Raw genomic sequence first — 19,588 nt, 5'->3', positions numbered from 1 at the left:
GACTGCTCGAACCGCTTGGCTATATACCGCCGGCCGAAGCTGAGGCAAACTATTACCGACAACTTTCCGAGCAGGCTAAGTCGCCTGACTCACACCAAACGGCCTCCTAAATTTCCGGGGCGATTCAATTGTCTCCACAAGCAAGCTTAAGGTTGGCCATGTTGCTGTGCCTATTGATACTGCTGAACTGGTGGAGTTGGTTAACGAGGCGCGTCAAGGTCGGATGAAAATAGCTGGCTTTGCAATGACACTGCCAGATGGTGGAAATGTTTATACCTATTCGCCCGTTCCGCCGAGCGAACCGGACTTCTGTGTGGCCCAGTTGGAGGTTCGGACAAACAGCACTCTTATGCTCAGCCATCAATTTGACTATGCGCTGACTAACGCAGAACTCCGCAGCAATGTCATCCCTTTTGATGGCGTAGCTGACCTGCTTTCGTTGTTTGGCTTCGGATTCACCGGCCATATGCCGGTACAGCCGATGATCTCAATCCAGTTGCATCCGCCAGCTGACATTATCTTCAGCGATTGCAGCCTTGAGAAAAACCACCTAAAGCTACGGGTTCTTAAGAGGGATACGTTCAAGCCAGAGCAGCTATCTATAGGGTTGCGGCAATTTCCTAACCCCACTACTGCGCGTCGAAAACAAATTGGAGCGGAGATTCTTTGGGAGGCTGCAGAACTACAAGGGTTTGAATCCGGGAGCATTGAAATGGATCTTGATGACTGCGCGACCGCACAGCTGATGGCGTCCGTTGATGGATTCACCGTGCGTCGCATGGTGGTGCTTGATCCGCATAAGAGTCTAAACCCTCGTCTGACCGATTATCGATACCTCGATCCAAATTTAACTCAGCTAAACAAATATCTATTTTCGCCCAAAGATGCTCGCCAATTGGAAGTAGGCACCGCCGCTCTTTTGCACCTCATTGGCGGAACGAGCTTGAATCCTCCAGGGAGTGATACGCCGGACGTAATCGTTGAAACTCCGAAGAAGAAATTGGCGCTAGTCGAATGCACAACCAAAGTTGAGAATATTCGCGAGAAAGTTGGGAAGCTTGTCGGACGCAGAGATGGACTGATCGCAGTGGAAAATAAGTATGGAGTGAATCGAGAGGTTATGGCTATCTTGCTTGTGAACCAACCCGCCACATCAATCGTTGATGAGCAAGAATTCTTATCCCAGCATCAAGTCGCCTTGCTTACTCTCGAAGACATTCACGCAATGATGGGGAGTCTGGAGTACCCTCCTGACCTAGATAAGCTTTACCTTGAAAAGCTGGGGGCGATGCGGGGAGCGCAACTACCTTTGTTTGACGGCCACGCAAAGTGATATCTGAGCAGCAAAGTAGCGTCGCTTGTAGCGACGCTCGCAAATCCCGGTCAGCATGTTTGAACTTGAAGACGGCGGTGGCGAGAGCCTGCATTGAAATCCGCGCGGCAGAAAATGCGGGGAAAAGAGTAGGGGCAGCGTTAGACTGCAACCGTCAGTGAATCTTTCGAGATTGGATGGCCTTACAGCCCATCATGCATCGTTCCAGATCAGCAAGAACAGTCTGGAGCGCATAAGCCTGGTCTGCCATAATGGTGTTCCATCCTAAGGTGGAGCCGGAGTTGGCTACTTTCCTGAAGCCAGCTTGTATGGCTGTGAATCGACTGCTGACTCGTGCATATTCCGCGGCAAGCATCGGATCGCAAGTTACCAAATTTACGGCGCTTTTGGGTTCCAAAGGTCGGGTATCGAGAATGCATCTGGGAGCTGCGTCCAGCAGCTTGGCAGGACCTCCTTCGCAGTAAGCGTTGAATAACGGGAGCCCTGTCTTAATGCAGCTGATGCATTCTTCAAGTTCAACTTCAAGACCAGCTGCGCTCACGATTGCTAGGGCGCTCTCGCCGCGTTCCCTGCGCCTCTGCTCACTGGTCGCGAGCCTAATAGTCATGAATAACGTAGCCAACGTGCCTACAGCACCGCACCAAGTAGCCCAGTCCCCGATCGCTGGCGGAGTCCAACGGTGCACAGCAAAAAGCTTTAGGACAAGGTAATGGATGATCAACAGCCCGCACACAGCAAAGAAGACCCAGCATAGTCCAACAAGAACTTTTAGCCTGAAGACAAGATTTTCCAGGAAGGAATCGTATCGTTATTACGCTCCCGCTTGGGGCGCCTGTGCCACCACGGTATCCGCAGCAGTGATCGCTTGGCATTTGATCAATAAAGCGCATTTACTTGCCAATTAGCAATCGCTGAGGCAAAATTGCCAGATCAATTACGCGAACGGTAGCTTAGATGTAGGGCTATCAATGTCGGGCGTTTCGCCAGACTGAGTACAGGTGGGATATCAATCACGACACGAAAGCGGCTTGCGCCAAATCCGTGTCCGGTAGGTCCCGATTCGGCGCAAGCCGCTTTCGTGTCTATATTAGGTAATTGAGCAATTTTGCTACTATTCTTGCTGAGTTCTTAGAGCAAGTGGACTCTGCTCGAGCGCAGATCGTGCACTTGCCTTCGCTCGTCTTCGTGTTCGGCCGTCACCTTCGAGAAGATCCAAATGCGGCCGCATCTGGTATGCGCGATATGTTTGTATCATGGGCGCATGACACCAATCATGAGATCGCTGAATTTCTGCGCTTGCCAGAAGACTATCCTGAATGGAATCAGTTCATCGGGTATGACGATCTAGTCGAGTTTGAGACGGACGCAGGATGTATTTCCCGCGCAATTTTGTTGTTCGTCGAGAGCGAAGGAGCCTTTGCAGAGCTTGGGGCATTCTGCAAGGAGCTAGTCTTAGCCGAGCGCTTGTTCGTTGTTTTGTACAGCAAGTTTTATCATACAAATTCCTATATCGCTCTTGGTCCGTTGCGCGTGCTGCAGCGTGTGCAAGGCGATGAGCATTCAATATGTCCGGTTGAGGGCGATACATTGGAAGACTTTCAAAAGGTACTTCCTGAGTTGGCTGCCGACGTTTTGGAAAAGGTTAAGCAAGGCAGAACGCATGCATTCGACCCACAACAGGTACGTGATCAGTTTCTGTTCATCGCAGATGTAGTCGAACTGTTTGGCGCACTCAAGGTCGCGGAAATTATTGACCTGTTGACTAAATTTAATATGCCACTGGAAAAGGCAAGAGTGAACCAGATGCTGAGCCTACTGTGCCTTCTGGAGGTAGTTCAGCTTTCAGAGCATTTATCACGTCGCTTCTATGTCCCACCTAAAGGAAAGCGAGAAGGCTTCATTGGATACAAGACTCCAGGGTCGGATGCTCGACTGGATCGCGTTCAATTCAAGCTTCGTGCTCTTGAAATTCTGAAGCATGACTCGTTCCGCCGCCAAGCCTATGAGAAGGTCCATGGACGCCACTAACTCACAGCTGCTGAACTTACTCTGCGACGAACTTCCCTTTACTCGTACTGAGGCTTGGGAGTTAATTCGCAGTGCGCCACGGCGTTATAAGGTTCATTTCATCGAAAAAAGAAATGGGCGTGGTAAGCGTCTGATCGCGCAGCCGACCGCCGAACTAAAGGCGGTACAGCGGTGGGTAGTCACGCGTTTCATTTCTCAAATGCCGATCCACGATGCTGCATCTGCGTACCGAACCAATAGAAGTATTGGTGATCACGCTCGACTTCATGCAAGAAACAAGTACCTTTTGAAGATTGATTTCAAAGATTTTTTCCCATCGATAGGTGCTCGGGACTTCAAGCGGCACGCGATCAAGTACTTGGCAATAGATGCCAGGCTTGCTTCTGAGCTGGCCTTGTTATTGTTCCGCCGAGATGAACACAAGAGGTTCACGCTTTCGATTGGCGCACCAAGTTCACCTGTGCTCTCAAACACTTTGATGTACGAGTTCGACTCCAAGCTTTCTGAATTCTGTGAACCCAAAGGGATCACTTATTCGCGATATGCAGATGATCTCGCGCTCTCAACAAACAAGCCTCATGAGCTAGACACAGCGTTCAAGTTCATCAATGAGTTATTGAATGACTTGGCATATCCTCGTCTAACCATAAATCAAGAGAAAACGGTCTTTGCATCGAAAAAGCATCAGCGCAAACTGACAGGTTTGACCCTAACGAATGCTGGAGATATCTCGCTTGGTCGAGAGCGAAAACGAGAAATCCGCGCGATGGCGGATCATTATCGTAAAGGGAAACTTGAAGGGAACCGGCACGGGCAGCTCAAGGGATGGCTTGCATTTGCGCTTTCTGTGGAGCCTGAATTTGTGCGAACAATACGGAAGCTATTGGGCGAAGAAATGTATGCGGCACTTCTGTCATTCGGAGATGTAAGTGCGCCGCTGGTAACGCAACTAGATGATCGCGAGTAGCTGTCGCTTCCCTCGTGTTGTGCTAGCGCATGAAAGTACTATGAGTAGAAAATGAATAAAGCACTGATTGCTCAGTGCTTTATTCTTGAATTTGGTGCCCCGGGCCGGAATCGAACCGGCACGCCTTGCGGCGGCGGATTTTGAGTCCGCTGCGTCTACCAATTCCACCACCGAGGCAGGTGTATTGCAATGCGACCCGCATTATCTCCGATTTGCAAGAACCCCGCAACCCTGATTCCAATCTTTGCAAACAGATAAGTATTTCTGTCCGCCCGAAGCAGGTATCATCTCGCTTACCGCTAGACATGGCCGGTTCGCGCCGGCGCTGAGACGCATGAAAAATAATAAGATTCGCGAGATTATTCTGGGGAAACCGCTCGATCCGATGAAGAGCGAAACCCGCCACTCCATGGCGCTGGTCGCTTTCCTGGCCTGGGTCGGGCTGGGCGCCGATGGCCTGTCGTCCTCCGCTTACGGTCCGGAGGAAACCTTCCGCGCGCTGGGCGGCCACACGCACCTCGGCCTGTACATGGCGATCGCCACGGCGGCCACGGTGTTCATCATCGCGCTGGCCTATAACCAGGTGATCGAGCTGTTTCCGACCGGTGGTGGCGGCTACCGCGTGGCGAGCAAGTTGGTGGGGCCGTATCTGGGTCTGATTTCCGGCTGCGCCCTGATCCTCGATTATGTGCTGACGATTGCGATTTCCATCGCGTCCGGCGTCGATGCGCTGGCGTCGTTCCTGCCGCTGGGCTTCCAGCCCTACAAGCTATGGGCCGAGGTGTTTTTCATCGGGCTGCTGATTGTGATGAATCTGCGCGGCCTGAAGGAGGCGATCCAGATTCTGCTGCCGATTTTCCTCGGCTTTGTGGTCACGCATTTGGTATTAATCGTTTATGGCATTTTCGCGCATGCCTCGCATTTGCCGGAGCTGATTCCGACCACCGTGGCCGAGACCACCGATCTGGCCAGCCATATCGGCTGGGCCGGCGTGGCGGGCATGCTGTTGCTGGCGTATTCGCAGGGCGGCGGTACTTATACCGGTCTGGAGGCGGTGTCCAACAATGTCAATCTGCTGGCCGAGCCGCGCGTGCGCACCGGCAAGGTGACCATGCTGTACATGGCCTTGTCGCTGGCGTTCACGGCGGGCGGCATTATTCTGCTGTATCTGCTGTGGGATGCGCAGCCGGTGGCGGGCGAGACTTTGAATGCGTCCACTTTCAAGACCATCATCGCCAGCATGGGGCTGGGTGGCGAGGTGGTGAATCAGGGCCTGCTGGTGGTGGTGCTGGCGTTTGAGGCCGGCTTGCTGTTCGTGGCGGCCAATACCGGTTTCCTCGGCGGTCCGTCGGTGCTGTCGAACATGGCGGCCGATTCCTGGGTGCCGCACAAGTTCCGCTATCTCTCCACGCGGCTGGTGACGCAGAACGGCATTCTGGTGATGGGCATCGCCGCGCTGGCCATTCTGTGGTGGACCGGCGGCAGCGTGACCTTGCTGGTGGTGCTGTATTCGATTTCGGTGTTCCTGACGTTTGCGATTTCGCTGTTCGGGCTGGTGTTGTACTGGTCGCGCAATCGCAAGAAGGGCACGCAGTGGAAGCGGCGTTGGCTGTTGTCGGCACTGGGCTTTGTGATTTGCGCCGGCATTCTGGTGGTGCTGCTGTTCGAGAAGTTTGCCGATGGCGGCTGGGCGACGGCGGCCATCATTGCGGCGATGGCGGTGTTTTGCTTCTATATCCGCAAGCATTACCGCGAGACCAAGCAGGCGATTCATTCGGTGGACGAGGTGTTTGCGTCGCAGCCGTTCGGGCCGAATCAGGAGCCGGTCGAGCCGAATCAGGATGACCAGACGGCGGTATTCATCGTCGGCACCTCGCGCGGCGGCGGTTTGCATGCCTTGCTGTGGGTGCAGCGCATGTTCCCGGGGCACTTCAAGAATTTCCTGTTCGTGAACGCGCGCACGGTCGATTCGCACGCCTACGGCGGCGAGGGCGCCATGGAGCAGATGCGCACCGAGGCGGCGGAGACGCTGGAATTCTTTGTCGACTTTTGCCATAGCCATGGCATGGCGGCCTCGTCCTATCTTGGCTTCGGCACGGATGCGGTGGAGGAGGTGACGCGGCTGTGCGAAGAGATCAGCCGCGAGTTCCCGCACTCGATTTTCTTCACCAGCAAATTGATCTTCGCTTCCGACAACTGGTTCACCCGGCTGCTGCACAACCAGGCGGCGCTGGCCGCCCAGCGCCGTTTGCACCTCGAAGGCTTGCAGATGGTGATTCTGCCGATGAAGGTGTGATCAGTCGCTCTGGTGGCGGATGGTGTCTTTCGACAGCAGATGGTCTTGCAGCAAGCGCTTGGCGCGCTCGCGGGCCAGGCGCAGGATGTCGCGGGCGCTGCGTTTTGCGCTCAGCACCGGTGCTTGCTTGGGTTGGTTCATGATCATGCCTCCCTGGTTTGTTGTTGCTGCTCCAGCAGCGCGAAAATGGCGTCTTTCGACAGTACGTATTGGTCCATCAGCACGCCTTTCAGTTCGGCGATCTGTTCGCGGTAGTCGGCGATGGCGGTCAGGGTGTAGCTGTAGAGTTCGTCGGCCTTGGCTTCCACCATGGCGAGACCCGCTTCCTTGTCCTTGAACTGGCTGTGGTCGATTTTCGAGCGCGAGTACATCGACAGTTTGTTGACCATCAGGTCCAGCATGGAGGTGGCTTTTTCGATGTCGTTCTGGCTGCCCACCGAGATGCCGCGCGCGCCGTAGAACAATTCTTCCGCCGCCACGCCGCCGTACAGCTGGATGACGTCGCGCTCCAGTTCTTCCAGCGTGCGCAGGGCGACGTCGTCCGAGGCCGACAGCACGTAGCCCAGCGCGCCCAGCTTGGACACCGATTCGGTCGAGATCTTCAACAGCGGCGAGCGTTCTTTCACTTCGGCCAGCGACAGGCCTTCGCGCAGCCACGGGTCGATCTGCATGAAGAAGTGGCCCAGTTCGTGCAGGGCGACGCGTTCGCGCTGGCGGGTTTTCTCGGCGGTGGTGGCGCGGTCGGTCAGGCCGATGGTGGCGCGCTCGAAGGCGCGGAACATCAGCTCGGTGTTGATGACTTTGTCTTCCTGGATGGCCAGCATGCTGGCGCGCTCGACCACGGTCTGCAACACCGCCGGGCTGAGGTTGGCGGTGATTTCCGCCACATGGTCCAGTTGCAGATCGTCCCAGTCGACGCAGCCGTCGGCCTTGCGCGCCAGGAAGGAGCGCAGCAGTTCGCGCCGTTCGTTCTTGTTCGGCAGGCGGAAGTTGATCTTGACCGAGAAGCGGCGCAGCATGGCTTCGTCCATGCGGGTGGAGGCGTCATCGAAGTTGGAGGCGACCACCCAGATCACGCCTTCGCCCTTGTCGCTGCGCACGCCGTCGAGCAGGCCCAGCAAGGTGTTGGCGGTGTCGTCTTCCCATTTTTTCTCGCCGCGGCCGCGCGGCATGAACAGGCTCTGCGCTTCATCGAGGAAGATGATGCAGTTGCCGCGCTTGCACGCCTTGCGGTGCAGGGCGTGCAGCGCTTTCGAGCCGCCGCCGATGTAGCCGGATTCCAGCGCCGAGCCGGAGGCCGAAATCAGCGGGATATTCAGGCGCTTGGCCAGGTAGCCGGCCAGCTTGGTCTTGCCGGTGCCGGCCGGGCCGGTCAGCATGACGTTGAACGGCTTGTCGATGTCGTGTTCCTTGTACAGCGCGCGGTTGCGGATCATGTCTTCCAGATGCAGCACTTCCTGCTTGATGTCTTCCATGCCGATCAGGTCGTCCATGCTGCCGCCCAGCTGGTCCGGCGTCAGCACGGTGGCGTTCACGCCCATGCCGGGCAGGCCGTTCTTCAACAGGAACAGCGCCAGCACCACCAGCAGGATGTCGAGCGCGTGGCGCGTCAGGAAGGCGCCCGCGCGCGCCAGCTTGTTGTCGTCGCCATCCTGCATCACCGCCTTGTGCGAGGCCAAGTAGTCGTCGCGCGCGATGGCGTAGGGGATGTTGTTGCGCAGCAGGACTTCGCGCTCCAGGCTCAGGTGGGTGGTGCCCGGCACTTTGACCACGTACAGTTTGTCGTCGTTCTTCAGCTTGAAGATGTAGCGCGGCGCGTCCGATTGCGGCGCCGCCACCAGCAGGTAGTCCAGCTGGGCGCGCTTGGCCGGCAGCGCCGTGATCTGGGCGATGTCCTGGGTGTGCAGCACCGGGCTGCTGTCCTGCGCCACGTCGGCGCGCAAGCCCAGCACGATGGCCAGGGTGATCGTCAACGCCAGCAGGGCGATGCGGACGTAGTTGTTACGCAGAGCAGATTGAAGTTTGTGCAAGGTGAACATTGGGTGCCATCCAGAGGCATGCTGCCAAGGCTGGGCGCGAGGGTGAGGCGCAGCAGCCGGGGCCGCCATGACCGGCAACGCAGATTTGGGCGTGGCCAGAGTGGAAATAAAATGCTGCCGTACGGCAACGCATTCATTGCGCCACTATAGCGCCGGCGGCGGCTTTTGTATCACTTCCCCCCCATAAAAAGCCGCGGCGCGCAACAGATGCTCTTGGCTCACCGTTTATTCCGGCTTTTTTGCAGTTGGTGCGCGCGCTTTTACCGCTCGTCGCATCCGCAGGATCTTTGCCGGGGGCTTTGTTAATCTGTACACGTCTACCGCTGAATTACAGATGGCAGCGGTGGCTCCCGAAACTTACAACTTATGGAGCATACCAATGAAAACGATCCTCGCAGGCATCGCGGCCTCGCTCGCCCTGTCGTCCCTGATGACCGTCGCCCACGCTGAAGACGTCAGTGTGCAGATCACCTCCAAATCGCCGCAGCGCTATCACTTGCTGGAGGAGGATTTCTACAACTTCAAGAGCGTCTACGGTCTGGAGAATGGCCAGCGCATCAGCTTCACTTCCCGCATGAATCACTTCTACACCCAGCTCGACGACGGCAAGCGGATACGGATTTACCCGATCTCGCGCACCGCCTTCCTGACCGAGAGCGGCGCCCGCATCGAGTTCCGCGACCAGGGTGAAACCGTGGGCATCGCCAACTTCGAGAAGCTGGTGCCGGACAGCCAGCTGGCCGCCAATACCAGCATGACGGCCCGTCGCTAACACGTGTTCATAGGGAGATGCATCATGAAAACCACTTTGTTGAGCGTGGCCGTGGCCGCCGCCTTGTCGATCGCCACACTGGCCCACGCCGCACCGCCGGACAACGACAGCGTGAAGATCACCGCGCCGGCCGTGTCCGACTTTAAATTCAAGCCGCAGGAATTCCAGGATTACCTGTACACCTACGCCCTGAGCAACGGCGAGGAAATGAAGTTCACGCAGAAGATCGCCCACTACTACGCCCAGCTCAAGGGCCAGAAGAAGGTGGAGATTTTCCCGGTGGCGCCCGGTGAGTTCATCACCGAGGCCGGCACCCGCATCAGCTTCCAGGACGATGGCTTCGCGCTGACCATCGATAACTACGAACGCCTGCCGATGACGGCCCAGCTGCCGGCCAACACCACCGTGGTGGCCAGCCGTTGAGCGCCCTTACTTGCCTGGCTGGTCGTATTTGCGGTCGATCCGCGCCAGGGCGCCATCGCGCCGCATCTCGGCCAGTGCGGCGTTGAGCTTGTCGATCACCTCGTCCGGCACCGAAGGGTTGCAGGCCAGGTAGACTTTGACGCGATGGAACACCAGCAGCGGCACGATTTTGTCCGCCCAGTCGGGATGGCCGGGAAAGGCCACGCCGTTGCGGATCGCTACCGCCCACAGGTCGATGCGGTTGAGCAGCAGTTTCTGTGGGTTGACCAGGTCGTTGGTGGCGGCGTCCACATGGAAGCCGCGGCTGCGCAGGTAGTCGTCGCGGGCGTCGCCGATGGTGGTGCCGATGCGCAGCTTGCGCGCATCGTCGATGCTGTTGAGCGGAAAACGGTGGTCGGCGCGGCCCCAGAACTGCCATTCGGCCTCGTCGGTCGGTCCCACCCATTTGAACAGCGCCTCGCGCTCCGGCGTGCGCGAGGTGGAATACACGCAGGTCTGGCCCTGGGTCTGCGCCATCAGCAGGGCGCGCTTCCACGGCAGCAGTTCGATCTTGTAGTCGGTGCCGGTGCGCACCATCAGTTCGCGGATTTTTTCCGTGGCGCGGCCGGTGATCACGCCGTCGGCGCCGGCCATGCTGGACGGCGGCAGGTGCTCGGTGGTGATGTGCAGCGAGGCGGCGCCAGCCGCCCGCACACAAGTCGCCAGCAGGAATAATGTCGAGATGATAAGTCGCATGGGCTGGCCGCTTTCTGCTGAAAAGCATAGCAGCAATGCCTGCCGGGCGGCAACGCCTAATCGGCGCGGCGGTACAGGCGGAAGCGTTCCTCGCGGTCGGCCGGCCGGCGGCCTTCCCACAGCAGCACCCATTGCTTGCCGCGATGCTGGGGATCGATCTCGCGGTCGTCGCGCAGCTTGATGCTATCTTGCAACAACAGCAGGTTGCAGCGGCCGCCTTCCACGCCGGCGAACGGCAGTTGCGCGTAGTAGGCGAACGAGGCGCGCTGGGCCGGGCCGACATTGGTTTCGATGCAGCCGGCCTTGGGCGGCAGCTTGTCGGCGATCTGGCGCGCCACGCTGGCGTAGCTCTTGCTGTAATTGACGTCCGGCAGGAACAGCGTCATCAGCAAAATCCAGATCAGGATCAGGCCGCCGGACGACAGCACCACGGCGCGCCACAGCACCGCCGGCTGGCGCGAGATGCGCCAGTACACCAGCACAAACCAGCCCAGGGTGGCGGCCAGCGCCACGAAGAAGGCGATCCAGCCCAGCTCGGGGCGGAAGCCCGGCACCAGCTTGAGCGCGTTCTTGGCGGCCTGCGCCGGCCAGCCGGTCAGCTTGGCGATCCAGAACACCCAGATCACGGCCGCGCACAGGGTCAGCGCCATCACCGAGAACCAGTCGATGGCGTTGATGGCGCCGCGCTTGACGGTCAGCAGGCCGAACGCGGCCATGACCGCCAGCGGCGGCAGCAGCACCAGCAGCTGGCCTTGCTCGGGCTGGGGATGGCACAGGGTCAGCAGCACGCCCATCACCACGAAGGACAGCGGCACCACGATGTGCAGCACGCCGCGCTGGCGGCGCCAGGCCCACACGGCCCAGGCGGCAAACGGCCAGGCCGGCCAGAAGAACCAGACGCCGACGCGGAAGAAGAATTTGATCGAGGACCAGCCCGGCCAGTCCAGTTGCAGCCAGTTCCAGCCCAGCCACGCGTTCAGCGGCTGCTGGTGGTAGGGTTCCAGCAGCTGGGCCGGGGCCAGCCACAGGGCGGTGACCAGGCCGCCGATGGCGATCATGGCGCCGAGGTCGCGCACGGCGCGGATGGCCGGCTGGGCCAGGAAGCGGGTGCAGGCGAACAGGGCCAGCATCATGAACACCGGGGTGATCCAGCCGCGCGCCAGGGTCAGCAGGCCGATCGCCAGGCCGCTCAGGGCGGCGTTGCGCAGCGACGGCTTTTCCACGTAGCGCACGGTGCGGTACAGCAGGAAGGCGCTCATCGCCACCTGCATGGCTTCGGGCGTGGTTTCGTGGCTGTGCAGCAGCAGGCCGAGGCAGCCGAGGTAGATCAGGACGGCGGCGTCGGCCAGGGTGCGGCCGAAGTCGTCCGGCTCGGGCTGGCCGCCGAAGGCCAGGCGCAGCGGTTGCGCGTCTTGGCGGCGGCCGAGGTGGAAGGTGGCGTACCACAAGGACAATACGCCCAGCAGGAACACGCCGATGGTGCCCACGCGCGCGGCCAGCACGTCGCCCAGCAGCCAGCCGAACAGCTTGATGCCCAGCGCGCCCAGCCAGAAGGCCAGCGGGCCTTCGTCGGGCCAGGACAGGCCGGCGATGTTGGGCCACAGCCAGTCCTGCCAGCTGCCGTGCGCCATGGTCCACATGATGCCGAAGCTGGCGGCGTCGTCGTTCTTCCACGGGTCGCGGCCGATCAGGCCGGGCAGGATGTACAACAGGCCGAGGGCGAACAGCGCCCAGCGCGGCAAGGCCAGGGTGGCGGCGGCAGGAAGACGGACTGGCTTCATCGATCAGTGTGTTTTTATGAGTAGAACCGGAGTATGAGGGACCCAAACAAAAAAAGCAGCCGGAAGGCTGCTTTTTTTATCGAAGCGGCTGAAATTAGCCTGCTGCGACGGCGGTTTTCGAACCGACCGAACCGAACTTCTGGCGGAATTTCTCAACGCGGCCAGCGGTGTCGACGATTTTGTGTTTGCCGGTGTAGAACGGGTGCGATTCAGCCGACACCTCGATCTTCACCAGCGGGTAGTCTTTACCTTCGTGGTTGATGGTTTCGCGGGTCTGGATGGTCGAACGGGTGATGAATTTGAAATCGCACGACAGATCGTGGAAAACAACTTCGCGGTATTCTGGGTGACCTTCTGGTTTCATGTGTAGCCTCGGTTTGTTTGGTAGCCAAACAGCACTTCGTCGGTCTGTACTGCCTCTCGACCCGATTGCTGATCACTTGCCAGGTTAAAAAATAATGCGATCGCGGATTATACGCCCGTAAACGCAAACAGGCAACCGGTGGTTGCCTGTTTGTCATGGTTGATCAGCGATCAACCACCGCGCCGCATCATGTCGAAGAACTCGGTGTTGTTCTTCGTGGCGCGCATCTTGTCGAGGATGAACTCCATCGCCTCGATCTCGTCCATCGAGTACAGCAGCTTGCGCAGGATCCAGATTTTTTGCAGCTGGTCCGGCTTGATCAGCAGTTCCTCGCGGCGGGTGCCCGATTTGTTCAGGTTGATGGCCGGGTAGACGCGTTTCTCGGCCAGGCGGCGCTCCAGGTGCACCTCCATGTTGCCGGTACCCTTGAATTCCTCGTAGATCACGTCGTCCATGCGCGAGCCGGTTTCGATCAGCGCGGTGGCGACGATGGTCAGCGAGCCGCCTTCCTCGACGTTGCGGGCGGCGCCGAAGAAGCGCTTCGGACGTTGCAGCGCGTTGGCGTCGACACCGCCGGTCAGCACCTTGCCCGAGGCCGGGATCACGGTGTTGTAGGCGCGCGCCAGGCGGGTGATCGAGTCCAGCAGGATGACCACGTCTTTCTTCATCTCGACCAGGCGCTTGGCTTTTTCCAGCACCATCTCGGCGACCTGCACGTGGCGGGTGGCCGGCTCGTCGAAGGTGGAGGCCACCACTTCGCCGCGCACCGAGCGTTGCATCTCCGTCACCTCTTCCGGACGTTCGTCGATCAGCAGCACGATCAGGGTCACATCCGGGTGGTTCGCGGTGATGGCGTGGGCGATGTGTTGCAGCATGACCGACTTGCCGGACTTCGGCGACGCCACCAGCAGGCCGCGCTGGCCCTTGCCGATCGGCGAGATCAGGTCGATGATGCGGCCGGTGATGTTTTCCGTGCCGTTGATGTCACGTTCCAGGCGCAGCGGCTCTTGCGGGTGCAGCGGCGTCAGGTTCTCGAACAATATGCGGTGCTTGGAGGCTTCCGGCGACTCGCCGTTGACCTTGTCGACCTTGACCAGCGCGAAATAGCGCTCGCCATCCTTCGGGGTACGCACTTCGCCCTCGATCGAGTCGCCGGTGTGCAGGTTGAAGCGGCGGATCTGCGAAGGGGAAATGTAGATATCGTCGGTGGAGGCCATGTAGCTGGCGTCCGGCGAACGCAGGAAGCCGAAGCCGTCCGGCAGCACTTCCAGGGCGCCGTCGCCGAAGATCTGCTCGCCCGATTTGGCGCGTTTTTTCAGGATCGCGAACATCAGTTCCTGCTTGCGCAGGCGTGCCGCGTTGTCGATATCCAGCCCGATCGCCATCTCCAGCAATGCGGAGACGTGTAAGGCCTTGAGTTCAGATAGATGCATATTGTTGAGTGTCCCGTGACGGGAAAGTAAAGGTAGGGGAGGGAACTGCGTGGGTTGTCTCGTATTATTCAGCGGCGGCCGCGGGCGCGGCGCCGCTGGTACAACGCAGCGATATCTTACTTAGATATTGCTGTCGATGAAAGAGGTCAGCTGGCCTTTTGCCATGGCGCCAACCTTTTGAGCGGCTGCGACGCCGTTCTTGAACAGGATCAGGGTCGGGATGCCGCGGATGCCGAACTTGGCCGGGACGGCCTGGTTCGAATCGACGTCCATCTTGGCGATCTGGATCTTGCCGTCGTATTCCTTGGCGACTTCTTCCAGGATCGGGGCGATGCTCTTGCATGGGCCGCACCATTCGGCCCAGAAGTCGACCAGCACAGGGCGGTCGGATTTCAGCACGTCGGCGTCGAAGGATGCATCGGTAATGTGTTTGATATTTTCGCTCATATTTTCCTCAATCGAGGTCGGTCAGTAATAACGCCTGGGGACGGGCCTCAAACGCTGCCATGAGCAGCAGTTGGGTGCCATTTGCACGATTTCAATGTCTCGGAGGGGATGGCAACAAGGTCGGCAGGCGAGGGATGGCGTAAATAATAACCCATTTTTTGGAAATGTGCGGTTGTTTGTCGCAAGCCTCTAAACTATTTACCAGGATTAGCAGGATGCACGGCCGCCTGCGGCTGGCAGCGGGCGGCCCCGCGCTCCAGCAGGGCGCGCAAAGCGTCCATGCTCATCGGCTTGGGGCAGGCGTCCAAAATGGCCAGGCCCTGGGCCTCGGCCAGGCGGCCGGCGGTTTTCAGCACGGCGCCGTCGACCCCGGACAGCAGCACCACGCAGCCCTTGTATTGCTGCGCCGCCGCAAGACGCAGGAAGTCGATGCCGTCCATGACCGGCATCGACAGGTCGCAGATCAGCAGCGCCGGCGGCCGCAGGCGCAGTTCGATCAGGGCGCGGCGGCCGTCGGTCTCGCGCACCACCGTGTGCTCGCCCAGGGCGGCGATCATATCGGCCAGCAGTTCCAGCATGAAGGCATCGTCATCGAGCAGCAATATCCGCATCTTAGTTGTCGTCGGCGAAAGTAGTGTTGGTCATGATTTGTTCGGTGATCTGCTCCAGCAGCGACCACAGTTTTTGCAGCAGTGCGCCGGCGCGCTGGCGGTTGTCGGCATCGCTGACGGTGACCGGCAACTGCTCCAGTTCCAGCAGCAGCTCGCCCATGCCCAGCGCGCCCACGGTGCGCGCCGGCGATTTGAGGCGGTGGCCCAGCTCGCGCAGCGCCACCAGGTCGCCGCGCTGGAGCGCGCTTTCCATCTGGTTCAGGCCATCTTGCGTATTTTGCAAAAACTTGAAGGCAAACTTGCGCACCTTGTGCGGATGATAGCCCAACAGCTTGGCCAGGATGGACAAATCGATCACCGCCGGATCGCCGCCCAGGGTGGTCTTGAAGGCGGTGCGCGCGGGCCGGGATGGCAGCATGTCGGCGGCGCGCTGGTCGCGCTCGGGCAGCCAGTTGGCGATGGTCTGGTACATCAGTGCCGGCTGGATCGGCTTGGAGATGAAGTCGTCCATGCCGGCCTCGATGCAGCGCACCCGGTCCTCGCTGGTGGCGGTGGCGGTCATGGCCAGCACCCGCATGTCGGCCAGGCGCGGGTCGGCGCGGATGCGGCGCGTGGCTTCCAGGCCGTCCATCAGCGGCATCTGCACGTCCATCAGCACGCAGTCGAAGACGGTCTGGCGCAGCAGCTCCAGCGCCTCCATGCCGTTGGCGGCCAGGCATACCGAGGAGCCCACGTCTTCCAGCATCTCCAGCGCGATCTGCTGGTTGAAGGTGTTGTCCTCCACCAGCAGGATGCGGGCGTTTTTCAACGCCGACATCACGGCGGCGCTGCGCGAGGAGGCCAGCAGCTCGGCGGCGGCATCCTTCACGCGGTCGATCAGGGCCGGCACGGTGGCGCTGCTGATGCCGAGGCGCGCGGTGAACCAGAAAGTGCTGCCTTGTCCCGGGCGGCTGCGCACGCCCACCTCGCCGCCCATCAGCTGCGCCAGCTGCTTGCAGATGGCCAGGCCCAGGCCGGTGCCGCCGTATTCGCGCGTGGTGGAGGTGTCGGCCTGCTGGAATTGCTGGAACAGTTTTTCGATCTCGGCTTCCGACAGGCCGATGCCGCAGTCGCTCACTTCAAAGCGCAGCAGGCAGCCGCTGGCGTCGCCCACCACCTGGCGCACCCGCACTTCGATGCGGCCTTTCTCGCTGAACTTGATGGCGTTGTTGGCGTAGTTGATCAGGACTTGCCCGAGCCGCAGCGGGTCGCCGCGCAGCACCTTGGGCAGGGTCGGATCGAGGTCGTACACCAGTTCCAGCTCGCGGCTGGCGGCTTTCGGCGCCACCACGGTGTTGAGCGTCTGGATGACATGGTCGAGGGCGAAGTCGACCTGCTCGATTTCCAGCTTGCCGGCCTCGATCTTCGAGATGTCGAGGATGTCGTCGATGATGCCCAGCAGGTGCTCGCCGGCGAAGCGGATCTTTTCCAGATAGTCGCGCTGGCGCGGATCGAGCTCGGTCTTCAGCGCCAGGTAGGCCATGCCGATCACGCCATTCATCGGCGTGCGGATTTCGTGGCTCATATTGGCCAGGAACTGGCCCTTGGTCTGGCTGGCCTCCTCGGCCACCAGACGGGCGTGATCGAGTTCGCGCGTGCGCGCCGCCACCCGTTCCTCCAGATGCTCGTTCAATTCGCGCAGCGCGTCCTCGCCGCGTTTGCGGTCGGTGATCTCGGTCAGGCTGGCCACCACCAGGTGCACGGCGCCGCTGTCGTCCGGAATCGGCTCGGCGTTGACCGACAGCCAGCAGCGGCTGCCGTCCGGCTGCGTCAGGCCCATCACCACGTCGCGCACCGACATGCCGGTGATCAGCGCCAGTTGCACCGGGTGGCTGTTGGCGTCGTAGGGCGTGCCGTCCTCGCGCACCCCGGCCCACAGGCCGCCGGCGCTCAGCTCCTCGGTATGCGCCAGCATGCGCGCGGCGGCGGCGTTGCGCTCCAGGATCTGGCCGGCGCCGTCGATCATCACCAGGCCGTTGGTGACGGCGTTGAAGATGGAGGCGATGCGCTGGCTGGATTCGTGCAGCGCGCTTTCGGCTTGGCGGCGCCCGGTGATATCGGTCAGCATGGCCAGCATGCCGGCGTAGTGGCCGGAATCGGCGTTCATCACGGTGGTCGACAACAGGCACCAGACCGTGCTGCCGTCGCTGCGCAGGAAACAGACGTCGCCCTGGCTGGCCTCACCGGACAGGCGGCGCTGCAAGTGCTGCTTGAGCAGGGCGCGGCCGTTGTCGTCCATGAAGTCGGTCATTGCGCGGCCCATCATCTGCTCGATGTCGTAGTCCAGCATGTGCGCCAGCGTCGGATTGACGAAGGTGGTGCGGTCATCGGCGTTGGTCATCCAGATGCCTTCGGCGGCGGTCTGCACGATCTGGCGATAGCGTTCGGAGCTGGCGTGCAGCGCTTCCTCGGCGCGCTGGCGCTGGGTCATGTCGCGCAGCGCCATGATCACCAGCTCCTGACCGCCCAGCTCCACCGGCGACATGTGCACCATGGCCGGGAAGCTGCTGCCGTCGGCGCGCACCGCGCACAGCACGCGGCCCGGCAGGTTGGGACGCGAGAACAGCTCGCGCACGCGGCCATTGGTGCGCATGGCTTCCGGCGCCAGTTGCTCGATCGAGCGCCCGGCCATATTGCCCTCGAAACCGAAGCTGCGCGCGCAGGCCGGGTTGGCGTGGCATACGCGCCCGCTCTTGTCGGCCACCAGCACCGCGCCGGGCGTGGCGTCCACCACCGCGCACATGCGCGCTTCCTCGGCGGCGGCGCGTTCGTTGATGTCGGCCAGGGTGCCGGCGGCGCGCAGCGGCAGGCCGGCTTCATCGCGCTCCAGGATCATGCCGCGCGCCAGTACCCATTTCCAACTGCCGTCCTGGACGCGCATGCGGTGCTCGCTGCGGATATGGCCGGTGGCGTCGCTGGTGCTGGACAGGTAGTCCTGGATTTCGCGCTCCAGCCGCGGGCGGTCGTCCGGGTGCACATACTCCAGCCATTCCGCCAGCGTGGGGCGGAAGGTATCGGCGCTGTAGCCGAGCAGCTCGCAGTAGCGCGGCGACAGGATCAGGGTGCCGGAGTTGAGGCGCCACTCCCAGCTGCCCTCGCCGGAGCCGGCCAGCGCAAAGCTGGCCAGGCGTTCGGCGCTGCCCAGTTGCGCGCGCGCCGCCTCCAGCGCGCGGGCCTGTACGCGCAAGCGCCAGGCGCCGGCCAGCGACACCACCACCAGCAGCGCGCCGACCATCAGGCCGCCGTAGCGCAGCAGGGGATTGCCGTCCGGCGGCTGGTACAGGAAGCCGTCGAGATTGAAGCTGGCCGGCAGCATGCCCTGCCCGGCGTAGGCGCGGGCGATGGCGCGCCAGCGTTCCGGATTGCTGTATCCCGGTTCGATCAGCGGCTGCTCCAGCAGCGGGGCAATGCGCTGCGCTTCGAAGATCAGGTGTTCGCGGCTGTGGCGCTCCGGGTAGCGGGCGCGTATCAGGTCGGCGATCTCGCCCGGGTGCTGCATGGCGTAGACCCAGCCGCGCAGCGTGGCCTCGCGCAGCGCCTGCGCGCGCGCCGGGTGTTCGCGCAATTCGCTCTCGGTGGTGTACAACACGTCGCCGTAGAAATCCAGGCCGTGGCTGCGCGGCGACACCAGTTCGTAGGCCAGGTTCAGGCGGTCCAGCACATACGGGGCCTCGGTCTGGTAGACCGACATGGCGTCGACCCGGCCCTCGGCCAGGTCGTCGTAGTTGTAGCTGTGCGGGATCTGGTAGATGCTTTCCATGCGCACGCCGGATTTTTTCAGGAAGACCGTCAGTTCCTCGTTATTCGGCGCGATCATCAGGCGGCTGCCTTCCCATGGGCGCGGCTTGCCGTTGGCGTCCAGGCGGCGCAGCAGGGTGGCGCCGGAGTGCTGGAAGATGGAGGCCAGCACCACTACCGGCTGGCCGAGATTACGCGCCAGCAGCAAGGTGGTGTTGCCGACGCCGTACTGGGCCTGGCCCTGCATCACCGATTGCAGCGGATCGTTGCCGGGGCGCGCCTCCAGCAGGGTGACATCGAGGCCGGCGTCGCGGTAATAGCCCTGGTCCTGGGCGGCGTAATAGCCGGCGAACTGGAACTGGTGCTGCCATTTGAGCTGGACGGTGACTTTTTCGGCGGCGCCGGCCGGCGTCAGAAAAAGCGCGAGCACGCACGCTGTCAGCTGATGCGACAAACGTTGCCAAGTAGCCTGGCGCAAGCGCGGACGGCAGTGAAACAAGAGTTTCCCTTTCGGTGATCTATGCGTGCTGAGTGTGGGGAACTATAGCATCGAAGCCGGGGCTGTTGGCGGGCGCGTGGCAA

General features: G+C 60.9%; 15 protein-coding genes and 1 tRNA gene. 6 read left to right on the top strand and 10 right to left on the bottom strand.

The window, feature by feature from the left end:
• Nucleotides 1-166 precede the first annotated feature (166 nt).
• The 3 genes from GM676_RS21980 (at nucleotide 167) to GM676_RS21970 (ending at nucleotide 4,328) form a co-directional block, all read left to right on the top strand.
• Complete coding sequence (locus GM676_RS21980; RefSeq protein ID WP_155466091.1) at nucleotides 167-1,333, top strand: hypothetical protein; 1,167 nt, start codon at nucleotides 167-169, stop codon at nucleotides 1,331-1,333.
• Nucleotides 1,334-2,428: 1,095 nt separating this feature from the next.
• A complete protein-coding gene (locus GM676_RS21975) occupies nucleotides 2,429-3,361 on the top strand; it encodes a retron St85 family effector protein (protein WP_155466089.1) in 933 nt (310 codons plus the stop codon).
• Nucleotides 3,348-4,328 carry a retron St85 family RNA-directed DNA polymerase gene (locus GM676_RS21970; RefSeq protein ID WP_170304339.1) on the top strand — a complete coding sequence of 327 codons (981 nt, stop codon included), beginning with the start codon at nucleotides 3,348-3,350 and terminating at the stop codon, nucleotides 4,326-4,328. Before GM676_RS21975 ends, GM676_RS21970 begins: the two co-directional genes overlap by 14 nt.
• A gap of 92 nt (nucleotides 4,329-4,420) precedes the next feature.
• Here the strand turns inward: GM676_RS21970 and GM676_RS21965 are convergent.
• Nucleotides 4,421-4,505 (bottom strand) — tRNA-Leu (locus GM676_RS21965).
• A 157-nt stretch (nucleotides 4,506-4,662) separates the two neighbouring features.
• On the opposite strand from GM676_RS21965, the gene GM676_RS21960 reads away from it, so the two are divergent.
• On the top strand, nucleotides 4,663-6,624 hold the full coding sequence (locus tag GM676_RS21960) for an APC family permease (protein WP_155466085.1): 1,962 nt from the start codon (nucleotides 4,663-4,665) through the stop codon (nucleotides 6,622-6,624).
• Here GM676_RS21960 and GM676_RS21955 read toward each other — a convergent pair whose 3' ends face one another.
• Entirely contained in the window at nucleotides 6,625-6,765 is a 141-nt protein-coding gene (locus GM676_RS21955; protein ID WP_155466083.1) for a hypothetical protein, read from the bottom strand.
• A gap of 2 nt (nucleotides 6,766-6,767) precedes the next feature.
• A complete protein-coding gene (locus tag GM676_RS21950) occupies nucleotides 6,768-8,663 on the bottom strand; it encodes an AAA family ATPase (protein ID WP_155466081.1) in 1,896 nt (631 codons plus the stop codon).
• A gap of 379 nt (nucleotides 8,664-9,042) precedes the next feature.
• Here GM676_RS21950 and GM676_RS21945 point away from each other — a divergent pair, with 379 nt between their 5' ends.
• Entirely contained in the window at nucleotides 9,043-9,435 is a 393-nt protein-coding gene (locus tag GM676_RS21945) for a gel scht (RefSeq protein WP_155466079.1), read from the top strand.
• 24 nt (nucleotides 9,436-9,459) lie between these two features.
• On the top strand, nucleotides 9,460-9,858 hold the full coding sequence (locus GM676_RS21940) for a gel scht (RefSeq protein WP_155466077.1): 399 nt from the start codon (nucleotides 9,460-9,462) through the stop codon (nucleotides 9,856-9,858).
• Nucleotides 9,859-9,864: 6 nt separating this feature from the next.
• Here the strand turns inward: GM676_RS21940 and GM676_RS21935 are convergent, their stop codons facing one another.
• The 7 genes from GM676_RS21935 to GM676_RS21905 form a co-directional block, all read right to left on the bottom strand.
• Nucleotides 9,865-10,593 (bottom strand): substrate-binding periplasmic protein, encoded by a 729-nt coding sequence (locus tag GM676_RS21935; RefSeq protein ID WP_155466075.1) that lies wholly within the window; start codon nucleotides 10,591-10,593, stop codon nucleotides 9,865-9,867.
• Nucleotides 10,594-10,649: 56 nt separating this feature from the next.
• Nucleotides 10,650-12,374, bottom strand: coding sequence for an ArnT family glycosyltransferase (locus GM676_RS21930; RefSeq protein ID WP_155466073.1), 1,725 nt, complete (start codon nucleotides 12,372-12,374; stop codon nucleotides 10,650-10,652).
• A 94-nt stretch (nucleotides 12,375-12,468) separates the two neighbouring features.
• Nucleotides 12,469-12,738: a type B 50S ribosomal protein L31 gene (locus GM676_RS21925; RefSeq protein WP_155466071.1), complete on the bottom strand. Its 270-nt coding sequence runs from the start codon at nucleotides 12,736-12,738 to the stop codon at nucleotides 12,469-12,471.
• A gap of 170 nt (nucleotides 12,739-12,908) precedes the next feature.
• Nucleotides 12,909-14,171 (bottom strand): transcription termination factor Rho, encoded by a 1,263-nt coding sequence (rho, locus tag GM676_RS21920; RefSeq protein ID WP_155466069.1) that lies wholly within the window; start codon nucleotides 14,169-14,171, stop codon nucleotides 12,909-12,911.
• 120 nt (nucleotides 14,172-14,291) lie between these two features.
• The gene (trxA, locus tag GM676_RS21915; protein ID WP_154380018.1) at nucleotides 14,292-14,618 is read right to left on the bottom strand and encodes a thioredoxin TrxA; all 327 of its coding nucleotides are present in this window, start codon (nucleotides 14,616-14,618) and stop codon (nucleotides 14,292-14,294) included.
• Between the two features lie 194 nt (nucleotides 14,619-14,812).
• Nucleotides 14,813-15,229 (bottom strand): response regulator, encoded by a 417-nt coding sequence (locus GM676_RS21910; protein WP_155466067.1) that lies wholly within the window; start codon nucleotides 15,227-15,229, stop codon nucleotides 14,813-14,815.
• A 1-nt stretch (nucleotide 15,230) separates the two neighbouring features.
• Entirely contained in the window at nucleotides 15,231-19,436 is a 4,206-nt protein-coding gene (locus GM676_RS21905) for a PAS domain S-box protein (RefSeq protein ID WP_371866339.1), read from the bottom strand.
• Nucleotides 19,437-19,588: the final 152 nt, after the last annotated feature.

The sequence above is a fragment of the Duganella radicis genome (assembly GCF_009720825.1).
Taxonomy (GTDB): domain Bacteria; phylum Pseudomonadota; class Gammaproteobacteria; order Burkholderiales; family Burkholderiaceae_D; genus Rugamonas; species Rugamonas radicis.
This window is presented reverse-complemented; position numbering and strand designations above follow the sequence as displayed.

What these genes read in the sequence shown, in the direction of transcription:
- GM676_RS21970 (WP_170304339.1), top strand. Translation starts at nt 3,348, where the DNA reads ATGGACGCCACTAACTCACAGCTGCTGAACTTACTCTGCGACGAACTT.
- GM676_RS21960 (WP_155466085.1), top strand. Translation starts at nt 4,663, where the DNA reads ATGAAAAATAATAAGATTCGCGAGATTATTCTGGGGAAACCGCTCGAT.
- GM676_RS21955 (WP_155466083.1), bottom strand. Translation starts at nt 6,765, where the DNA reads ATGAACCAACCCAAGCAAGCACCGGTGCTGAGCGCAAAACGCAGCGCC.
- GM676_RS21950 (WP_155466081.1), bottom strand. Translation starts at nt 8,663, where the DNA reads ATGTTCACCTTGCACAAACTTCAATCTGCTCTGCGTAACAACTACGTC.
- GM676_RS21945 (WP_155466079.1), top strand. Translation starts at nt 9,043, where the DNA reads ATGAAAACGATCCTCGCAGGCATCGCGGCCTCGCTCGCCCTGTCGTCC.
- GM676_RS21940 (WP_155466077.1), top strand. Translation starts at nt 9,460, where the DNA reads ATGAAAACCACTTTGTTGAGCGTGGCCGTGGCCGCCGCCTTGTCGATC.
- GM676_RS21935 (WP_155466075.1), bottom strand. Translation starts at nt 10,593, where the DNA reads ATGCGACTTATCATCTCGACATTATTCCTGCTGGCGACTTGTGTGCGG.
- GM676_RS21930 (WP_155466073.1), bottom strand. Translation starts at nt 12,374, where the DNA reads ATGAAGCCAGTCCGTCTTCCTGCCGCCGCCACCCTGGCCTTGCCGCGC.
- GM676_RS21925 (WP_155466071.1), bottom strand. Translation starts at nt 12,738, where the DNA reads ATGAAACCAGAAGGTCACCCAGAATACCGCGAAGTTGTTTTCCACGAT.
- rho (WP_155466069.1), bottom strand. Translation starts at nt 14,171, where the DNA reads ATGCATCTATCTGAACTCAAGGCCTTACACGTCTCCGCATTGCTGGAG.
- trxA (WP_154380018.1), bottom strand. Translation starts at nt 14,618, where the DNA reads ATGAGCGAAAATATCAAACACATTACCGATGCATCCTTCGACGCCGAC.
- GM676_RS21910 (WP_155466067.1), bottom strand. Translation starts at nt 15,229, where the DNA reads ATGCGGATATTGCTGCTCGATGACGATGCCTTCATGCTGGAACTGCTG.